Here is a 17,768-nt window from a genome sequence, read left to right as displayed (position 1 = left end):
TTACAGGGAATAAATCTTTTTCTGTACATATAGCGTGAGTGCCATTCGCCCTAACCTGTTTAAGGAGATACAACCAGGAAAATAAAGAATTGATGAAGTTATGAAGCTTCTGTTCTCGGTGAGACCGAGTTGGGCATTTTAAAAGTAGTAAGGCATTACATACGAAACTAAGTGTGTATGCCAACCTAACGTCAATGTATGCACGTACATACATTGGTCAGATTAGGATGCAGGTAAAAACTTCGTCGTTCAATGTCGTTCAATTAGCAGGGTATACAGAATCTTGTTAGAGCAGATATCATTAGGTACTTTCCCGGATTTACGGCAAAGACATCAAGTTTGGGCAAAGCAACGGGCATGGGGAGATATTTTTAGAGATTTTTTTTATCCAGAACATAGTTCTAATTCGGAAGAAAATCCTAATTCAAAACAGAAAGTTAATTCGGAATGGATGCATCATGTATTGGAACCAGTACTTGGGTGTTTGAAGAGAAATAAGCATTCACTTCAAATCCATCGTATTGAAAAAGACTTAATTTATCTATCAGCGTTAAGTATATCTAAGCAACGTCAGCTTTTTATAAGCTTTCCGGTTGCTCCCGTATCTCTGGGGATATTATTGATAGCCTACTATGCCCATTTAACTAGAGAAGAAAGAGATATTTATCATACTCATCATGCAGTATCACCCAAAGACTATGTTATTTGGATTCGACCCCAGAATAGTGGAAACATCTCAACGTTAATAACAACTAAATCGATTAATCTTGTAGATGAAACTCGCTGTAATCTGAGCGAACGAATTGCTTGTTTACCTGCTTATAAATTTGATGAATCGATTAAAAATGATAAACTTAAAGTTTTTATACTACGTTCTCTTTCCGAAGCTGTAGGCTTATTGAAGCAATCAAATTATTGTTCTTTAGTTGTAATTGACGATCCATCTGGACAAACTTATCCATCTCCCTCTAACTATGGAAGCGAAGCCTTTAACTTAGCCAGCATTTGCAAACAAAAACAAATTCCTATGGTAGGTATTGTCCCCCCTTGGACAATGAAAAGTATTGAATACCATGAAACAAAAAGTTTACAGGAAACTCTGCTTTGGCCTATCGACTTCTATGCTCTGTGTTCTTGCCTAGCTGACCGCGATTTTTTTGTTAGTGATGGCATCCGCCATCCCATCGAAGAGAGTTATGTATTGTTTGAAAAAAAACGTAAATCCTTAATTGAGGCACAGGTAACAATTAAAACGTTTGACTTTGATACAGAAAATGAAGAAATAATTGCTAAACTTTTTCAAGAAATATCAGATTTGCTAATAGATTTGGCTAAACAACCTCACTTGAGGAGTGTTTGGGGAACAGCCTGGGAAATTTGGCGAGATCTCTCGGCTCCAGTATTGCCTTTTTACCTGCTCTGGGGTCAGTTTCTTGAAAGCGCGTTGAAGCGTTTAGAACTTGCTGCTAGTAGATGTAGAGAAGACAAGGCATTCACCTTACATAAACTCCTAAGCTCTTTAGCACTGAGACTACAGAAACTTAAGTCTAATCCCTTTATAGAAATCATTAAAGCCGCTGGCAGAGAAACCGTTGTCGCTGTAGAAAGTGCAGAACGAGCTCATGCCTTAGAACAGTTTTTAACAGGAAGTCACAATCTTGCATCGAAACCTCAAATTTTACCATTCAGCCAGATTCGAGGTCTAGGTGGAAAAAAACTAATAGTTATAGGTCAGCCCAAGGCTCGTCACCGTGACCTCTTGCAAACGACTTTCTTCCGCCAGATTGATGTCTTGCTGTGGTCAGCCTTGGCTGAGCGTGCCGAACGGTGGTGGAGCAATCTAGAAGTTGATGCTAGAAAATGGCACAGTAAAACTTGGCTGGCGTTAACGGGAAAAGAGGAGGTAGGACGTTATGGCTATAGTCCTCACTATACATCAGTTCAGGTAGTCAATACAGGAAAAGCAAAGCTGTCTAAGAGTATTAATTTAGCTAAGCTTGAGGAAAGTTTCAGTACCTTGAGTGGAAGTAGTTTAGATTCTGCCTTGACAAGTTCTATTTCAAGGAATTTAGATTCTCACTATTTAGTAAAGTTTGAGCGTGAATGGAGAATTAGAGTTGCTCCGGGTAGCGAATTCTTAGTGCTATTGCGTAAACAAGCTCAGGTTGTTGCTGTCAGAGAACTTACTACTGAGACAAAGGTTGTCTTGTTTGAGGGCATGAACCGCGATGAGTTATTTGCTCAGAAGGCTGGTTTGCTTGAGGATACCAGAGATAATTATCTCTATAGTGTACAGCTAGATGCTTGGCGAGAATTAGTTAAGCAGCAGGTTGAAAAATCTGATTTGCAAACGATATGCCGACTTATTTCGCGTGACACAGGCTTCCCCATTGGTGAAGAAACAATTCGGTACAACTGGATGAGTGGTGATGACCTTTTGAGCTTACCTCGTGAGAGAGAACATTTCTTTTGGTTTCTACCACCGTTAGTTCGTTCTGGATTTGAAGAATTTTGGCATAAGGCTAATGAACTGAGAGTTAAGCGTAGACAGCTTGGTCAGGTAATATCTGCCTGTGTTCAAGAGGGTTGGAAGGAGCGAAAATCAGATGAAATTATCTTTCAATATCAACAAGTTTATATCACTGTTGGTGAGTTGCGAGATGCCATGCAAATACTAAAAGTGCAGTCATGCCCTCAACTGATTAATAAAAAACCTGAATATCCGATCAATCGTCTTTTTAAGCTAGCAGAGAGAGTAAGTTAACTTATGAAACCTGAATTTATCCTCAGTGACAATGGTTTGGATGTATCTAACCAAGAAAGGCAGGAAGAACATTTACAGTTTGTAGAGAGCTTTTATAAGCGCATACACGGTCATATCACTGGAACATCAGAGCATCGGAGTGTAGTCAAAGGTGCAACTGAGCCACGACGCTTGATGCCAACTGGATACTTATCACCGCTACCCCCGCCCGCCGCCGTTCCATCAAGCAGCCAACAGCAAAATACTTTCCGCCCAAGCAACTGTGGTTTAGCTATTAACCTAGCACCAGACTGGAATAAAAAGCAGTTGCTTATTGAGTTGAAAGTTCGATTCAGCGTTTTCTTGCCTAAAATTGATTTGAGTAAAGTTGCTGAGAAGTCACTCCGCTCCATGTGGCAGCGTTTTGATATCAGTGCTGCCATCAATTCAAGCATTCAGGATTTAGTTTCTGATTCTTCCCCCACCCTTCTCAAACTGAATCAAGATATTGCTGAACAAATCAAAAAGGTATCTGAAGAACATCAAAAAGACCCGCTCGCTTGGTTATTTGGGCTACCTCAGATTATTGATGATTTGAAGGAGCAAGAGATTACCTTGGCTAACGAAAATCACCAAGGGCTTCAGGCAGAACTCCGTAAACGAGTTTTGAGCAAATCCGAGAAGAATAAAAATAAGAACGAGGCAAATAAGAGTGAAGTTCAGCCTGGTCAAGTTGCTCCCGTTAACTTCATCGTGACGGTAGAAGCTCAAAAGCGAAATTTGGGTGGACAAACGAGGTTACGCCTATTTTTAAGAAACAAGAGTGACCAGGTTGGGGGATTTAATGACCCTAGAGATACAGGTTTATTTGGGGCTTATTTAGAAATTAAGTTGCCCGAAGAAATGTGGCAACCTATAGAACTATCTCGCTTTCAGATTTCTTATCAAGTAGATTCTACTGTTCCTGCTCAAGGAATTAACTGCACGCCGGGGGTCGAGAATAATCAGAGTATAGTTCGTATTTGGACTGAGTTTTTACCAATTTACTGGCAGAAAAGACTTTATACTGCTGGTATTCAAGCTCCTTTTAAGGATTTAGCAACCTCCACAGGCGATGCGGATATTCAGGTACTCAAGACTATTCGCCAAAAAATGTGGGACTATCGAGATAGCTGGCAAGCATTGATTAATCAAAAGCATCCCCAAACTGGGGGGACTCAATATAGTTCGGAAGCACAAGAAGATTTAGACAAATTTAAAAAAGAAATTGAGCGGTTTGAGCTAGGCATTCAAGTTCTGGAAGATACCCGATATATGATGCTGCGGCGGGCTTTCAACTTGATGAATCAGACTTTTGCTGATATTGATGAAAATCGCACTAAGCGAAACAAAACTCCCTATCAAAATTGGCGACCTTTTCAGATTGTCTATATTGTTTCAAATTTAGCAGCTTTGGCAGCACGTCAGTGGACTGAAGATTTTGCTAACAATTCTTTAGTGCAGATTGACCATGCTGCTGTAGTTCACTTTCCTACAGGTGGTGGTAAATCTGAGGCTGTGATGGGAATAATCCTAACTCAAGCCTTTTTTGACCGCCTACGGGGTCGAGATTGGGGAATGGTTGCCTGGTTGCGATATCCTCTACGCTTACTGACATACCAGCAGCTTCAGCGTTTTCTGGATACGTTGGTCGCTGCTGATGAACTTAGGAAAAAGCAACCAGATTTAGCAAAAACCTCTGAATTTACAGTTGGTTATTATGGAGGGCGAGATAATAGCCCCAACTCTCTCAAGTACGTTCCTGATGAGATGGAACGCTACCGGATGCAAGCACGCAATAAAATGCAAGCAGCATTAGGCAAAGTTCCCAAGCAAATAACCGCAGCGGATGTTGGATACTACGTTCCTGAATCAATTCAGCAATACAGGATGGTTATGCGCTGTCCTTATTGTGGGCTAGAGGAAATTCACACTTTTATTGATAGAGCAACTAATGAACTACGGCATCGTTGTGGCTCTCTAGATCAATCTTCAACAAAAGCTGCTTGCGGTCGTGAACTTCCACTATATATTGTGGATGAGGATATCTACAGCCGATTGCCAACCCTGTTAGTAGGAACCCTGGATAAAATTGCTAATATCACTTTCCGTCCAGCCAGTCGTACTTTGTTCGGGGCTGTTTCTGACGTCTGCTCTGTGCATGGATTTACAGCTAACAATACTTGCCATAAAAACGATTCAGTTGGGGGATGTACTCGTAAACAAATTAAGCCTTTGTCTAAGCCACCTGTTGACCCTGGCATCCCTCTAATTTTTCAAGATGAATTGCATTTACTCCGCGAGGAACTAGGGACATTTGACGGTCATTATGAAGCTCTCATTGATGTAATTCACCAAGAACGGAAAGGCATACGTCCCAAAGTTTTGGCAGCAACTGCAACCATTGAGGGCGCAGAGCAACAGACAAAGCATCTTTATTGGCGAGAACTCTCTCAATTTCCTGTCCGAGGACCGGCTCAAGGTCGTAGTTTCTATGCCAATGCTCATAGCAAGTACGTTACACGAGGTTTCGTTGGGCTGCGTCCTACCTCTGTGAATTCACTTGATGCAGCAATGGCTCTGATTCAAGCTATTCGTACTGAGTTAGAGATTATTCGTAGTAATCCGGCAAAGTTTAAAGTCGAGTATGGATTGGGGAATATCACAGATGATACTTTTTTGAAACTGGTTGATCAGCATGACCTTTGTTGCACATACGTTAACTCAAAAAATGATGGCTCTGATATTCGACGCTCTATCAATGAACAAGTGAAAGCTGGTCTGAGAGAAGAGTTTGGCGAAGACCGAGCCAATACTATGCTCCCAGAGGCAATTACTTTGTCTGGGGATGACGGCATTGAAGTAGTAAAGGAAGTTCTCCAACGGATGGAAACATCCCAACTCACTCCGAATTTGAGCGAATCACAAAGGCTATCAGATGTTGTTGCAACCAGTCTGATTTCTCATGGTGTTGATATCGATCGCCTCAATCTGATGCTGTTCTTTGGTTGGCCTAATACAACCGCTGAATACATTCAGGCATCGAGTCGTGCTGGGCGCACTGTACCGGGATTAGTATTCATTTTGTTTCGGCCTCAACGCGCTCGCGAACGGGCGATTTTCGACTACTTTGTTAAAGCTCACGAATACTTGGAGCAGATGGTGGAAGCTGTCCCGATTGACCGCTTTGCTCACAATGCTCTTTACCGAACAGCTTTTGGTTTGCTTCTGGGTCGGTTACTTCACATTGATGGTCCTGCGGCTCGACCGGGAAATCAGGTTAGCGACCTAGCAGAAATGGACAAGGTTGATAAATTGCGGGAGCTAATTTATGGCATCGGACAAGGGCGAGTTCCAATTGATTTAAAGGCTCTAGTAGCCAAAATTAGCACAACTATTAATCCTGATAGTCTAGCAGAGGGACAGGTCTTTGATACACCACTCGCTCTGGTAGAAGATGCTTTCTTATCCCAGGTTGAACGCATTGTACAAGACCCTAATGAACCCAATAATGTCACAAGCGGTTTGACTAAGGATGATATCGCTCATAACTTTCGCTTGTTGTTATCTCTGCGGGATGTCGATGCAGGCATTCGGATTACTGGATACTAACTATTTGTTATTGGAGAATACATGAGTAAACAAGCATACACCCGTTCCAAAGGACAAGTTTTACACCGTTTTGAACCCGGAACTGTTGCTACAATTCCTGTCGGAACTATTGAAATTAGACGTCACTTTGCTCGTAAGGTAGACGACCTAGGTAAAGATTTACAGGATGCTGTACGACAAGAACTGACACGCTGGAAACATCTAGATGCTCAAATGGATGCATTCCGCAGGTACACGGCAGAATTTGTTTCTGTTATCACTCAATCCGTTAATGGTAGCAGGTTAGAAGTTCGAGAGTGTGCCAAATGCGGAGCAATTCGCCAAATGAAGAAATGGACTGGAGATCCAGAGGCGCGTTGTCATCATTGTAATCATCCAACTCTCAACGAAATTCCCTTTGTTTTTGCCCATGCTGATGGCACGATGCTCCAATTGTTCCCGGATGCTTGTCCTTATCACGCTTTTGAATACTTAGTGCTGGAAAGGGGTACTTCTAAACGCTGGCGGTGCAAAGTTAGTAACTGTAGTCATGCGGCGTCGATTGTTCGTCCTTTGCCTAAGCAATCTATTATGAAGCGCCCTGATGTAGCTGATTCTGTAGAGGCAAAAACTGGAAAGCCTCCTAGTCCGATGATGGCTTTGACGAATGTTTCTGATAAGAAACTTCAGGTTGTTCATTCGATTTCTCGGATTAATCCAACTCCCAATGTTGAGAAATTTTTGCCTTATCCTGAGTCTCTTCAAGCCCTTTTAGCAATACATCTAGGCTACTTCGATTGTCTGGGCAAAAGTCTTTCTGAACTAACAGAAATTATTCGTGTTCTTGGGAAAGGAACTCAGGAAGACCAGAGAGAATTGGAGCAACTCATTAAGACGCTACAAATGAGCGGTTTGGGTGAGGGACAAATCCAAACTATTTTGGCTAACAGAAAACAAGTTCAGGAGAGTGATGCGGGTGGTCCGGTTGTGGCTGAATTAAGAAAAGCTCTAGCGAGGCTTTCCCCCAGCACCCTGCAACTTCTGGGAGACGCTCAAGCTGAGAGAGAAACTCGCGATCGCAACCAAGACTTAACAACCGCTCAAGAAAATGCTTATACCCTTAGAGAACAACTGACTAACTGTGCCGTTCTCTTAGATTTGCAGCGTGAAAGCCTCGACAATGCTGTAAAGCGCTTGGATCAGATTGGCTCTCCCTTTCATGCCAATCTTTCAAAAGCCGGGGATTTAATGCGTAAGAGTTTGGGAATCAGTCAAGTTCAAGTCATTCAAGACTTGCCTGTCTTACATCTTGCCTATGGATACACTCGCCTCTCTCATCAGCCTGAAGCAGCTGTCCTCTGGGCATTTGATCGCAAGAACTTTGATTTGGCTGGTGACGAACCTGCGGGGAATTGGATTCCCATGCCTGTTTATAAACTCAAAACTGAGGCGCTTTCCTTTGAGTTTGATGCGAAGCGAATTGTTAAATGGCTCCATGCCAACAAATTAGCTCCCGATCCTGCTACTATCGCTGAACCAACACTCTGGCTTCTGGAGCACCACAGCAGGATTACGAGCAGAAGTGGACCTGCCTTTAGCGATCAACTTTCTCAAGATTTATTGATTTCCTGGCTGGTTGGTTCTGCTATACACAGTGCTACTCATCTTCTGATTCGAGCGATCGCAGACCAAAGCAGCTTCGGCGAAACGGCTCTTTCTGAGCATCTACTGTTAAGCCTCAACCAGACGATTATTTTTGTAAATCGCCTTCAAGAGTTTTCACTAGGAGGGCTAAAAACATTCTTTGAGCAGCGTCTAGACCAAGCCTTTAAGAGCCTTCTAGAAGAGCGCGGTGATTGTATGTTTGATCCCTACTGTGAAGAGACTTTAGGCGGAGCCTGCGCCGGATGCTTACATTTACCAGAGGTTGTTTGTCGCCTCTTCAACAACGCTCTTAGCCGCATCTTGCTTTACGGCGGTGAAATTGGTGCAGACATGGAGGGAGTTGAAAGAACCCTCTGGCCTAATTTATCTTCTGTCGTTGGGAGAGAGCAGTTTATTGGTCTGTGGGATAGCAGTTTGGATTAGGCTATGGCTCTGACAGGCTAGCTTAGCAGACGGTCGAGTCGCGTTAGTAAGGGTGTTGCAAGACAGCCAGAACCCCAATAGCAGGATAAGGAAACTTCAAGAAGCGCTCACGAGAGCGACGGGAAACATGACTCTTGCCCCCCTATTTTTTGATAATGTTTACTAAACCGTTCACGCAACAGTTCAGTAAACAAATCCCTAATGGCATCTTTCGCACAAATCGACCGGATTGCCCTGTCTGGACTCCAGAGCCGCTACGGGATTGGTCGTACCGCCGTTTACACCAGAATTCAAGCACTTCAAATTGAGCCACTCCGCAAAGGAAACAAAGCCTTTGTGACGAGCAAGCAACTGAAGCTTTTAGATGAGTTGCATGGACTACTCGAACTTGGCAACTCAATGTCCGAAGCGCTGGAAAAGATGGGTTGCCAAACTACCCAAGAATTCGATACTGAACAGAGAAGCACAAAATCTCCTTTGTCCAGTAAACTGTTTACTGAACAGTACAGCGAACAGAGTTTAGCGAAAGGAGAAGAGTCATCAGCGCTTGTTACCTCTTTAGCCGCTCTGATGCAGGAAGTGACGCGGACACAAGAACAGATGCGGCAAGAGCAGCGTCAAATGGCAGACCTCTATCGGTCAACTTCCGATCCGCTCGCTCCCCAACGAGCCTTGGAGGATGCCTATCAGCACGGCTGGCAGTTGAGTACTTCTCAGCTTGCTCAAATCCTCGGTCTTTCCCCTAAAAACCTAGGACGCTACCAATCCTTCGAGCGGTTCGGCTTCACGTTCACTAAGGGTGGGCGACAGGGTCAGCAAGCGACATGGACGGTCACTAAAGAGGATGGTGGTACTGAAAAAGAAGCCCCATAGAGCGCAGAGGTTATCAACAATTTGAGAGCCATTGGCTCAAGTTAGGTACGTTACCAGGACAACAGTTGAGCCACTCACGCCAAAATTAGGGGAACGTAAGGACAGCGCTTTAAGAGAGAAATTGGGAGTACACAGGAGTTGCAAGAGTGAGCCGAATTATTGCCTTATTTAATCAGTCGGGGGGCGTGGGCAAAAGTACGTTGACGATGAACCTCGGCTACCACCTACAACAGCGCAAGCACCGTGTCCTTCTGGTGGATATGGACCCTCAAGGGTCACTGACACTTTTCATGGGATTGGAACCATCTGAGCTGAAGGAGACAATTTACGACTCCGTGATTGCCGATCGCCCTCTACCCATCCACCCCAACATTCACGGTATGGATTTGGTTCCTGCAAATATCAAACTGAGTGGTGCTGAGTTAGAGCTGGTAATGGCAGATATGCGAGATATTCGTCTTCAGGACGCCCTCAAACCTGTGCAAGAGCAGTATGACTTTATCTTAATTGACTGTCCCCCTTCCCTCGGTTTGCTGAGTTACATCAGTTTGGTGAGTGCAACTCATGTCTTGGTACCCATCCAAACTCAGTACAAAGCTTTCTGTGGAACTGAACTTCTCCTTTCAACGGTGGCGCGAGTGAAGTCGAGAGCCAACCGTCAGTTAGAAATTGCAGGCTTTGTTCCCTCCATGTATGCCAAATCCAACTCCCAGGATGTACGAGCGTTGCAAGCTATCAACGAGCAAATGTCTCAGTTTGGGAAAGTTTTTCCTCCAATACCTCGCTCTACAGCTCTCGCCGATGCGGCTGAGGCTCATGTTCCCCTGGCAGATTACAACAAAAAACATCCCGCTCTTGCCACGTTGCAGCAAGTTGCTGGAGCTATGGAGGGTTTGAAATGAAGCCTAAAGTGAGTCAACCCTACCGCCAGATTAAAGGCCTTGGTCTAGATGCTTTGTTTGGAGACGCTCCAACAACAGGGGAGTCGGTGGCAATAGATGCGATTAAGTTACCCCAACAGCAACCTCGACGTTACTTTGACCCGCAAAAGTTGCAGCAGTTGGTGCAGTCGGTAAAGGAGCATGGCATCTTAGAGCCGCTGTTGGTGCGACGCTTGAGTGATGGGGTGTATGAGTTGGTTGCAGGGGAACGACGTTACCGAGCTGCTCTAGAGGTGGGACTGACGGAAGTGCCAGTTGTAGTGCGGCAACTGAGTGACGAAGAGGCTTTGCAGTTAGCTCTGATTGAAAATCTCCACCGGGAAGACCTCAACCCTGTAGAGGAGACGGAAGGGATTTTACAGCTCATTGCCCTTAAATTAAGTCAGCCAACGACGGCAGTGATTAAGATTCTGCACCGAATGCAGAATGAGACAGAAGGCAAAGTTACGCATAACGTTATGGGTAACGTTGAGGCTCAGGTCGTTCAAGACATATTTACTGGATTGGGGCTGATGACCTGGGAATCTTTTGTCAAGAATCGGCTGCCGCTGCTCAACTTGCCGGAAGAGGTGATGGAAGCTCTGCGGCAGGGACAGATTGCTTACACTAAAGCTCAGGCGATCGCTCGCGTGAAAGACCCCGAATCGCGCCTCGCGTTGTTGGATGCAGCTATACAAGAAGATTTGTCTCTCAGTCAGATTAAAGAGCGGATTAAGGCTGACCAAAAAGCTCCAGAACTGCCACCCCTCAAGAAGCAGATGGATGCAACGTACCGTCGTCTTCAAAAAGCTAAGTTTTGGGAAGACCCCAAAAAGCGATCGCGCCTAGAAGCATTGCTGGAGGAGATGGAAGCAATACTTGGTGAGGAATAGCTACAGATAGCGAACTTTGTACAAAGCTTAAATAAGTAGCTTGTTTATTGACCAGAGTGCTGATGCTTGGTGAATGGTTGAGTCGTATCCACTATTTGTTGTCGCTTTAATCTTAGTAGGTGGTCATTGGGCGACCATTTCGGATAGCGATACATCTTCCCATCAAGCTGGCAACTTGAGTTATTTATTATTCGTTGTTACACAAAGCTCGAAGCAACAGAACTGTTTTCCAGCATCCGTGTAGCTGATTAGTAGGTAATTCTCGAACTCCTCTAGATAGCCCGTTAGCACGCCAACTGACGAAACGTGGACAAGCAGAAAAAATCTTCTCAAGTAGACTGTTTAGGAACCGGCTTGTAGTATATGGATCGTTTGCTCTGACAGCAAGCTTCAGCGCACTTTCAAGAACATCGTCAGCAATCTCACAATTTACTGGTTCTTCTTGTTTCTGAGAATTGATTAGCCCAACAATCGCAACTAATTCCTGCTCCAACTTAGACCTAAGGTTTTCATCACCACTATTTGCCGCATGATCCGAGGCAACCATCAAGGCAAAAAGTGCAGTAGATGGTTCGGCTCGGTAAAGCTCAACGATATCAAGGTTGTTCAATAGGTTACTGAATTTTTCTCTTAAATCCCTGTAAATTGGCAAGTCCCCAATTACAGTAATAATCAGCAGCCATTTTTCTTTAGTAGAAGGTTCATTGATAAGAGAATCGAGCGCATTTTCTGCTGCTGCTTTCAATTGCTCAGAGGCAATCTGCTGTCCTAACTCGACTCCCAGGAGAGAAGCTAAATATTCGCTGCGCTCTCCACCGAGTAACGAGTCCAAGTTATCTTGGGCGAGAGAGGATTCATCACGCCAAAGTTGTGAATCCAAGAACTGCTGCTCCTCAAGAGTTCTAACAGCAAAGGCAGAAATTTTTTCTGTAATCTCTAGTGCTTTGAGAATCTCCGGTTCGCACCCTGATAAGACAGTGGCAAGACCATGAACAACCAGCTTAATTCTGTTAAGCCGTCGAGGGTGGAGAACGTCATTCCAAAATTCTGGGTTGAGATCGAGAAGGTCGGCACTAATCGCTCTCAGCTTAGAATGTTCCTCTAGTCCTTGAACAAATTCCTCTAATTGAAGTGTGGGGTGATACAGTAGGTTATATAGCTTGCTCGCCTGTGCCCAAATCATGGCTAGCCGCATTGAAGGCAACCACTTCCTAGTCTCGTGCCAATAACTAAACTCACCACTTAGGAGATTGAGGATTGCCTGAAATAACCGGAATTGAAGTTCACCGACATCGCCACAAAGTTCGTCAAGGATACGCTGAACTAAATCAGTTGAGTCGGGAGAAAGCAGCGCTAAATCAATCAGATGTAGCTGGCATACTGGAGTAGTTAATCGGGAGGCAAGTCTATCTAGCACCGCTCGTCTCTCACTTGATGGCAACTCCCTAAATGTCTCTCTTACCTGCACAGGAAGTTTAACTGGAAGGCAACAAAGGCGTTCCAGGCAGATTTCAAGTCCTTCAGCAGCCAATAGGGATTCTGCTGCCCAACTTAGTTTTTCGTGGAAACTCAGGCTTTCTGTTGCATACTGTTCAAGGTGAAAATGTCGTAGTAGCCCAGCCCCTGATGGAGGAATTAACTCATCAATCGTAAAGCCGCGATCGTCATGAAGCTTCTGCTCAAATGATGAATAGAAAACTGCTGCTGACTGCTCACGCCATTCATTTGCAAGGTCAACGCGCCTGCGAAGATCTGTGGTAGATACGATTTCACTGACCACCCTTTCAAAGGTTGCGTTATCACAGTCAAACCAGAAACGATGCGATCGCAGGGCTTGCTCGCGTACATTGGGATTGTTTGATGCCAGCAGCATCACATCATTTTGCCATGCGTAGATAGCTGAGGAAGCTTCATTGATAAAACGAAGTTGAATAGAAGAACCATTCTGAACAGCCCGAATTTTGAAAGTGATTTGCGGCTGTAAGGCTGTAAGGCTTGCTTCTTCACCATTAACGGCTGTTGCAATCGCTGAGAAGAAGTCTGAGGCGGGAAATACAAGAGGAGTTGATGAATCTGGCAGTGTTAGATTGATAGACTCAACCATTTGAATTTGGAAATAAGCCATCAACTCAGGCTCGGTTTTCAGTTCATCCTGTAAAACATCTGGGAGATCTCGATAAAACTCCTTCAACATTAGTCGGTTCACGACTTGCAGAGATTCATCCCCTTCTCGCTCCCGCCCCAGGTAAAGAATAATATCTTTGATTAATCGTGCTACAGAAGTAATTACTTCTGGATTGGCTTTGAAGCGATTTTCTGTAATTCGCGACTCAAGCCAGCGAAAATACTGCTGGCGACGGCTAAGAGCCTGAGGGGTATCATTATTTTCAATTCTCCACAACTGAATACCTCGGAAGTAGAGACTACTAATGTCATTGCTGATTAAATCCAGCCCATCACTGTTTGAATCAACACTCGGTAAGAGATGTCGGGCACCAAAAGCGCCAGTATATAGGTTCTCTAGAACCCAATCAGAATAGGCAACAGCCATCTCTTCAGAAAGACTATTATCCGCCCAAACATCACTTATTGCCTCTTGTGTTGCACGGAAGCACTCAATAACAAACATCATTTCACCGTCAGGACTGGGTGAGCCTTCAGGCATTGGAGGACGTTGAAGTCTATGCGAATCTAGCAAGCAGGAAGCCATATAGCGACGAATGATGGATAGCTCTTCAGTTTCTTGAACTCTGCCATATCTCACTCGTGCTTGCTTCAAGTGATGAATAACTTCTTTACTTGTGATGGGAATATACCGAATGTTACCTGCACGTAGCTGCAAAATTTTCTCGTAGTAGTTCGCTTCCCTTAGATCGCCACTAACCCGTAGCGCCTCTAAAATTTCCAGTACGCCGATAATTGGTGTTCTGCCATCTCGATAGGGGAATTTACTGAAGCAGCGATCATCAATCCAGATAACATCACTAGGTTGAGAGGCATACGTGAATAGGTCGTAAGCTGTTAATCCATTTGCATCCCAAGATGGCTGGAATTCAAGTTCCCTGTCAGAGTCATGATTGGACAGTGCGATCGCCTCGTATGTTCCTCGCTCTAGTCCAGTTGAGACTCGTTGGATAAGCTCTCTAAGCCATCTCACCGATTCAGCCGAATATTCACTGCCATTGATTGTCACCTGTGCCTCACCAACACACTGATGCGTTACAAATACTCGAAAATAGCGACACACTCTTGCCAGCAAATCTGAGCCAGCTAAGAGAACAGCCAGTTCAGAGTTCAAGACTATCAAGTCATTCCGAGTCGGTAACTTTGGCGGTAAATCTGCATATCTCTGATCTCCCAGATTATTCAGCGCCGTTTCATATGCACTATTAGATAAAACTCCCTGTTCTTTCAGTGCCTCGACTAGCCCACGACAATTGATAAACCTTTGTTGATCTGTCTCGTCTAACACAATGGGTTGCATCACACCCTTAGCATCAAGCTGTTCCAATGGCAAGAACTCAACCACGAACCCATTTTCGGTACGAGCTTGCTCTAGCAGAATGGCTAATTGTTCACCTAATTTTTCGATTAATTCATCACAATTTCCGTTCAAGGGCTGAGGAAGTTCTCGCAGTTGCCCGGATTGGTTCAGTCGTAAGATTTCGCGATAACTATTTAGTCGAGAGGGTTGATGCAGTAGGAAGTGTTCACATTCTTGCAAAAGGGCAGTTGGTAGTGTTGGCGAAATCCGAATTGGTCTAAACCGCTGCTCTAGTGCGTCTAAAATACCCAAGTGAGCAGCCAGCAAGAAAGCTGATATGTCCAAGTGCAGTTGCCACTGAGTGCTTGAGTCGGCAAACCCCTCTGGGAAGGGACGGGCACCATAACGCGCCAGCACTGCTGCCTGACAATGGGGATTGGGATTGTTCGTGTTCGCTCTAGGAAGGACGCGGAAAATGTTAGTAAGCGCAAATCTTCGTGTCTGGGCAATCAAGTGAATAGGAAGTTCTGCGTTATTGTATTTTTGATTGATTAAAGCTGCATTTTCTGCCCACTCCTGGTGTAGCTCCAGAAGTTCCCTAATTCTCACTGCCTGAAATGGACCTTCTCCATTGATAGCAAGTACCCGCGCCCGATGAACAAAAGGTTGCATCTCCCGATCTAGTCCCAGGTTATATCCCAGGGTAATGACTTCTCCTAAAATCTCCGCTTCAATGGGTACGGTAACTGTCCGCTGCCATAGCTGACGTGCTAACGTGGGGTCTTCTGAGAGTAGACATCTAGTTGCTCGGAGCAAGGAAATTGGATGGACATCTTCTTGCTTTAATAGACGAGAAGCAGTACTCGCTAGTCCTCGTAAGTCTCCCTGATTTAGCTGGAGATTCATCAAGGTTACGAGATTTTCGACTGTTTCATGCGATCGCGCTAACTCCTCTGCCTCAGCAACTGCCTGTGAGATCAACCCCAACCTTGCCTGACAATAGGCTCTCAAACGGCGCAGATAGGGAGGCAAAGTACTGCCTGGGAAAAGCTTTTGATGGTCATTCAATAGCTGAAAGCATTGCTCAAAGCGACCCGCTTGTCCAGCACATTGTGCTGCTAGACTAAGGGCATCAGGTGTTCCCACCGAATTCACCAAATCATCGGCTCTATCCGCAACATAAGCCCAGTCTTGTAAACTAGCTCGGAGTTGGCAAGCTTCGCTTAAATATTGACCGTTATGGCTTTCCTGCCAACATGTCTCTAGATACTCAGCAAATGCCTGCCAGTTACCGCTCACCCGCGCCTGTTCTCGCAGAATTGCCGATCGAATGCTGCGACGAACAGCAGGGTTGCTAAACGTTTCGCTTTCTTGAAGCGCGGTTTCCACCTCTCCATCTATCGCTAGGGTTTGTACATGCCAGAAAAGCCAGACATCTCGATTTCCAGTTTGCTCAAACGTTTCCCTTGTACGATGTAGAAGTTCTAGGGCAGGCTTGGGAGTCTCCAGGTAAAGGTATATTCCGAGCAAAGCAACAATGCGATCGAGGTCATTGCTTTCTTCCTGCACCAACGCTTCTAAGGCTTGTTGACTCGTAGATAAATCAATTTGGTAGTTGCGAACCGTTCTCCAAATGATAGCTTGTGGGTTAGTTGGATCTTCGGCAAGTAGTGCGGAACATAACTCCTGAGCCTCTGACTGACGCTCTGGATCGTTCGCTAAGCAAACCAGATGCCATATTTGCCAATATTTCTGTTGTTTCTCCCCTCGCTCAGTTTGAGAGGCGAGTTGCTTATACTCCTCTGCTGCTTTGCGTAAGCGGTGCAAACTTTCGTCATCACGCTTGATGAGTGACCAGTCAACAGGTTGAGCAAAGTCAATTAACTGTTTGGGAATAGCAGGTGAGAGTACACTAAAGTAATTAATAGTAGCCTCAGATGCTCTAATCTTCTCCCAATTTGGTTTTTCATAACGAGCTTGTTGAATCTTTACCTGAGCACCAGCAATGTCTCCTTTATCTAAAAGCGCCAATGCATGTATGCGGTTAGTTTCAGCGTCAGGCTCTAAACCTTGAGGCAAGGTTTGCAGCTTGGTAATAACTTCCTCTGTACGTCCTAGTTCTAATAACAAGCCCAGTTCGAGATTGAAAAGGTCAATACTTGACGCGTTGCTAATCAATCTCAGGGCAGCTTCTGCACCTTGAGCGTGATAGCTAATCAAAACTTGCAGGAGAGAGTCATCTGTCTCTGGAGCAATGGCACGGGCTTGTTCTGCCAAAGCTTTAGCTTTCTCAGCATCATGTTCGACACTAAGGACATAGCTTGATAGGGATTGCAAAATCTGTGCTTGTAGGGGCTTCTCAAAGACATCCCAGTTTGAGTCATGCCGCAAGGCTTCGAGGCAGGCAAATGCTTGCTGCAAATATCCTTGCCTATATAATTCCCGGAATTCGTCTAGCTGTTTAGCTCTTTCCTTCGACAACTCAGAGGACAAATGTCCAATCTTTGAACTGAGAACACCAAACGCCAATTGTGTTTCTTGAGAATTTTCTGGGAATTGTGGGTATTGCTGTGGTACACGACCACAGATTTTTTCCACCCACTCCTGCGACTTTAGGTAGCGATAAACAATTTCAGGGTGAGGAGCTAACTTTTGACGTAGCGTGCTTGCTGACCAAGCTTCATACTGAATGCCTAACTCTGCAAAACGTTGTTTCTGAATCAAAATTTCTCTTTGCCGCTGGTTTTGAGTTAGCTCACAGCCGACAAATAAGATGAATCGCCTAACCTTCTGGGTTTGCCAGTAGTCGATATGTTTCAAAAACTCATCAGAGGCTTCACGGATTTGGCGAGGTGGAAAGTCTTCATAACACTTGCACTGACCTACTTCAGTGTGAATACCATCATCACAATGAGCCAAAAGGTCAATCCCATCCTGTCCCTGCCCTCGTGTTCCATATACATCGCAAGTAGCTATTTCATGTTGTACTGAGAATACGTCACAGCACATATCTTGGAAGTCGTACTCTCCCAGTTCATAAAAGTTGGGGGGTAAGTTGGGATTAACTCTCGGAGACAACATCAATATTCAGAGATTCTGTGTATTTAACTGTAGAGCTTCTACTTGCTTAGTACTCA

Annotated in this window: 7 protein-coding genes; 6 read left to right on the top strand and 1 reads right to left on the bottom strand. The window is 44.7% G+C overall.

Annotated features, from left to right (window positions below):
• Window positions 1-283 precede the first annotated feature (283 nt).
• From MIC7113_RS30940 to MIC7113_RS30915, 6 genes are all read left to right on the top strand, one after another.
• Window positions 284-2,764, top strand: a complete 2,481-nt coding sequence (locus tag MIC7113_RS30940; protein WP_015186133.1) for a hypothetical protein — start codon at window positions 284-286, stop codon at window positions 2,762-2,764.
• A gap of 3 nt (window positions 2,765-2,767) precedes the next feature.
• Window positions 2,768-6,394, top strand: coding sequence for a helicase-related protein (locus MIC7113_RS30935; RefSeq protein WP_015186132.1), 3,627 nt, complete (start codon window positions 2,768-2,770; stop codon window positions 6,392-6,394).
• A 21-nt stretch (window positions 6,395-6,415) separates the two neighbouring features.
• Entirely contained in the window at window positions 6,416-8,461 is a 2,046-nt protein-coding gene (locus MIC7113_RS30930) for a hypothetical protein (protein WP_015186131.1), read from the top strand.
• Window positions 8,462-8,662: 201 nt separating this feature from the next.
• Window positions 8,663-9,334 (top strand): hypothetical protein, encoded by a 672-nt coding sequence (locus tag MIC7113_RS34040; RefSeq protein WP_015186130.1) that lies wholly within the window; start codon window positions 8,663-8,665, stop codon window positions 9,332-9,334.
• A gap of 146 nt (window positions 9,335-9,480) precedes the next feature.
• Complete coding sequence (locus MIC7113_RS30920; protein ID WP_015186129.1) at window positions 9,481-10,236, top strand: ParA family protein; 756 nt, start codon at window positions 9,481-9,483, stop codon at window positions 10,234-10,236.
• Complete coding sequence (locus MIC7113_RS30915; protein WP_015186128.1) at window positions 10,233-11,147, top strand: ParB/RepB/Spo0J family partition protein; 915 nt, start codon at window positions 10,233-10,235, stop codon at window positions 11,145-11,147. The genes MIC7113_RS30920 and MIC7113_RS30915 overlap by 4 nt, the downstream gene beginning before the upstream one ends.
• Window positions 11,148-11,334: 187 nt before the next feature.
• Here the strand turns inward: MIC7113_RS30915 and MIC7113_RS30910 are convergent, their stop codons facing one another.
• A complete protein-coding gene (locus tag MIC7113_RS30910; RefSeq protein WP_015186127.1) occupies window positions 11,335-17,712 on the bottom strand; it encodes an HTH domain-containing protein in 6,378 nt (2,125 codons plus the stop codon).
• Window positions 17,713-17,768: the final 56 nt, after the last annotated feature.

Source organism: Allocoleopsis franciscana PCC 7113 (assembly GCF_000317515.1).
Taxonomy (GTDB): Bacteria; Cyanobacteriota; Cyanobacteriia; order Cyanobacteriales; family Coleofasciculaceae; genus Allocoleopsis; species Allocoleopsis franciscana.
Note: the sequence above shows the minus strand (reverse complement) of the source record. Positions and strands in the feature narration are given on the sequence as shown.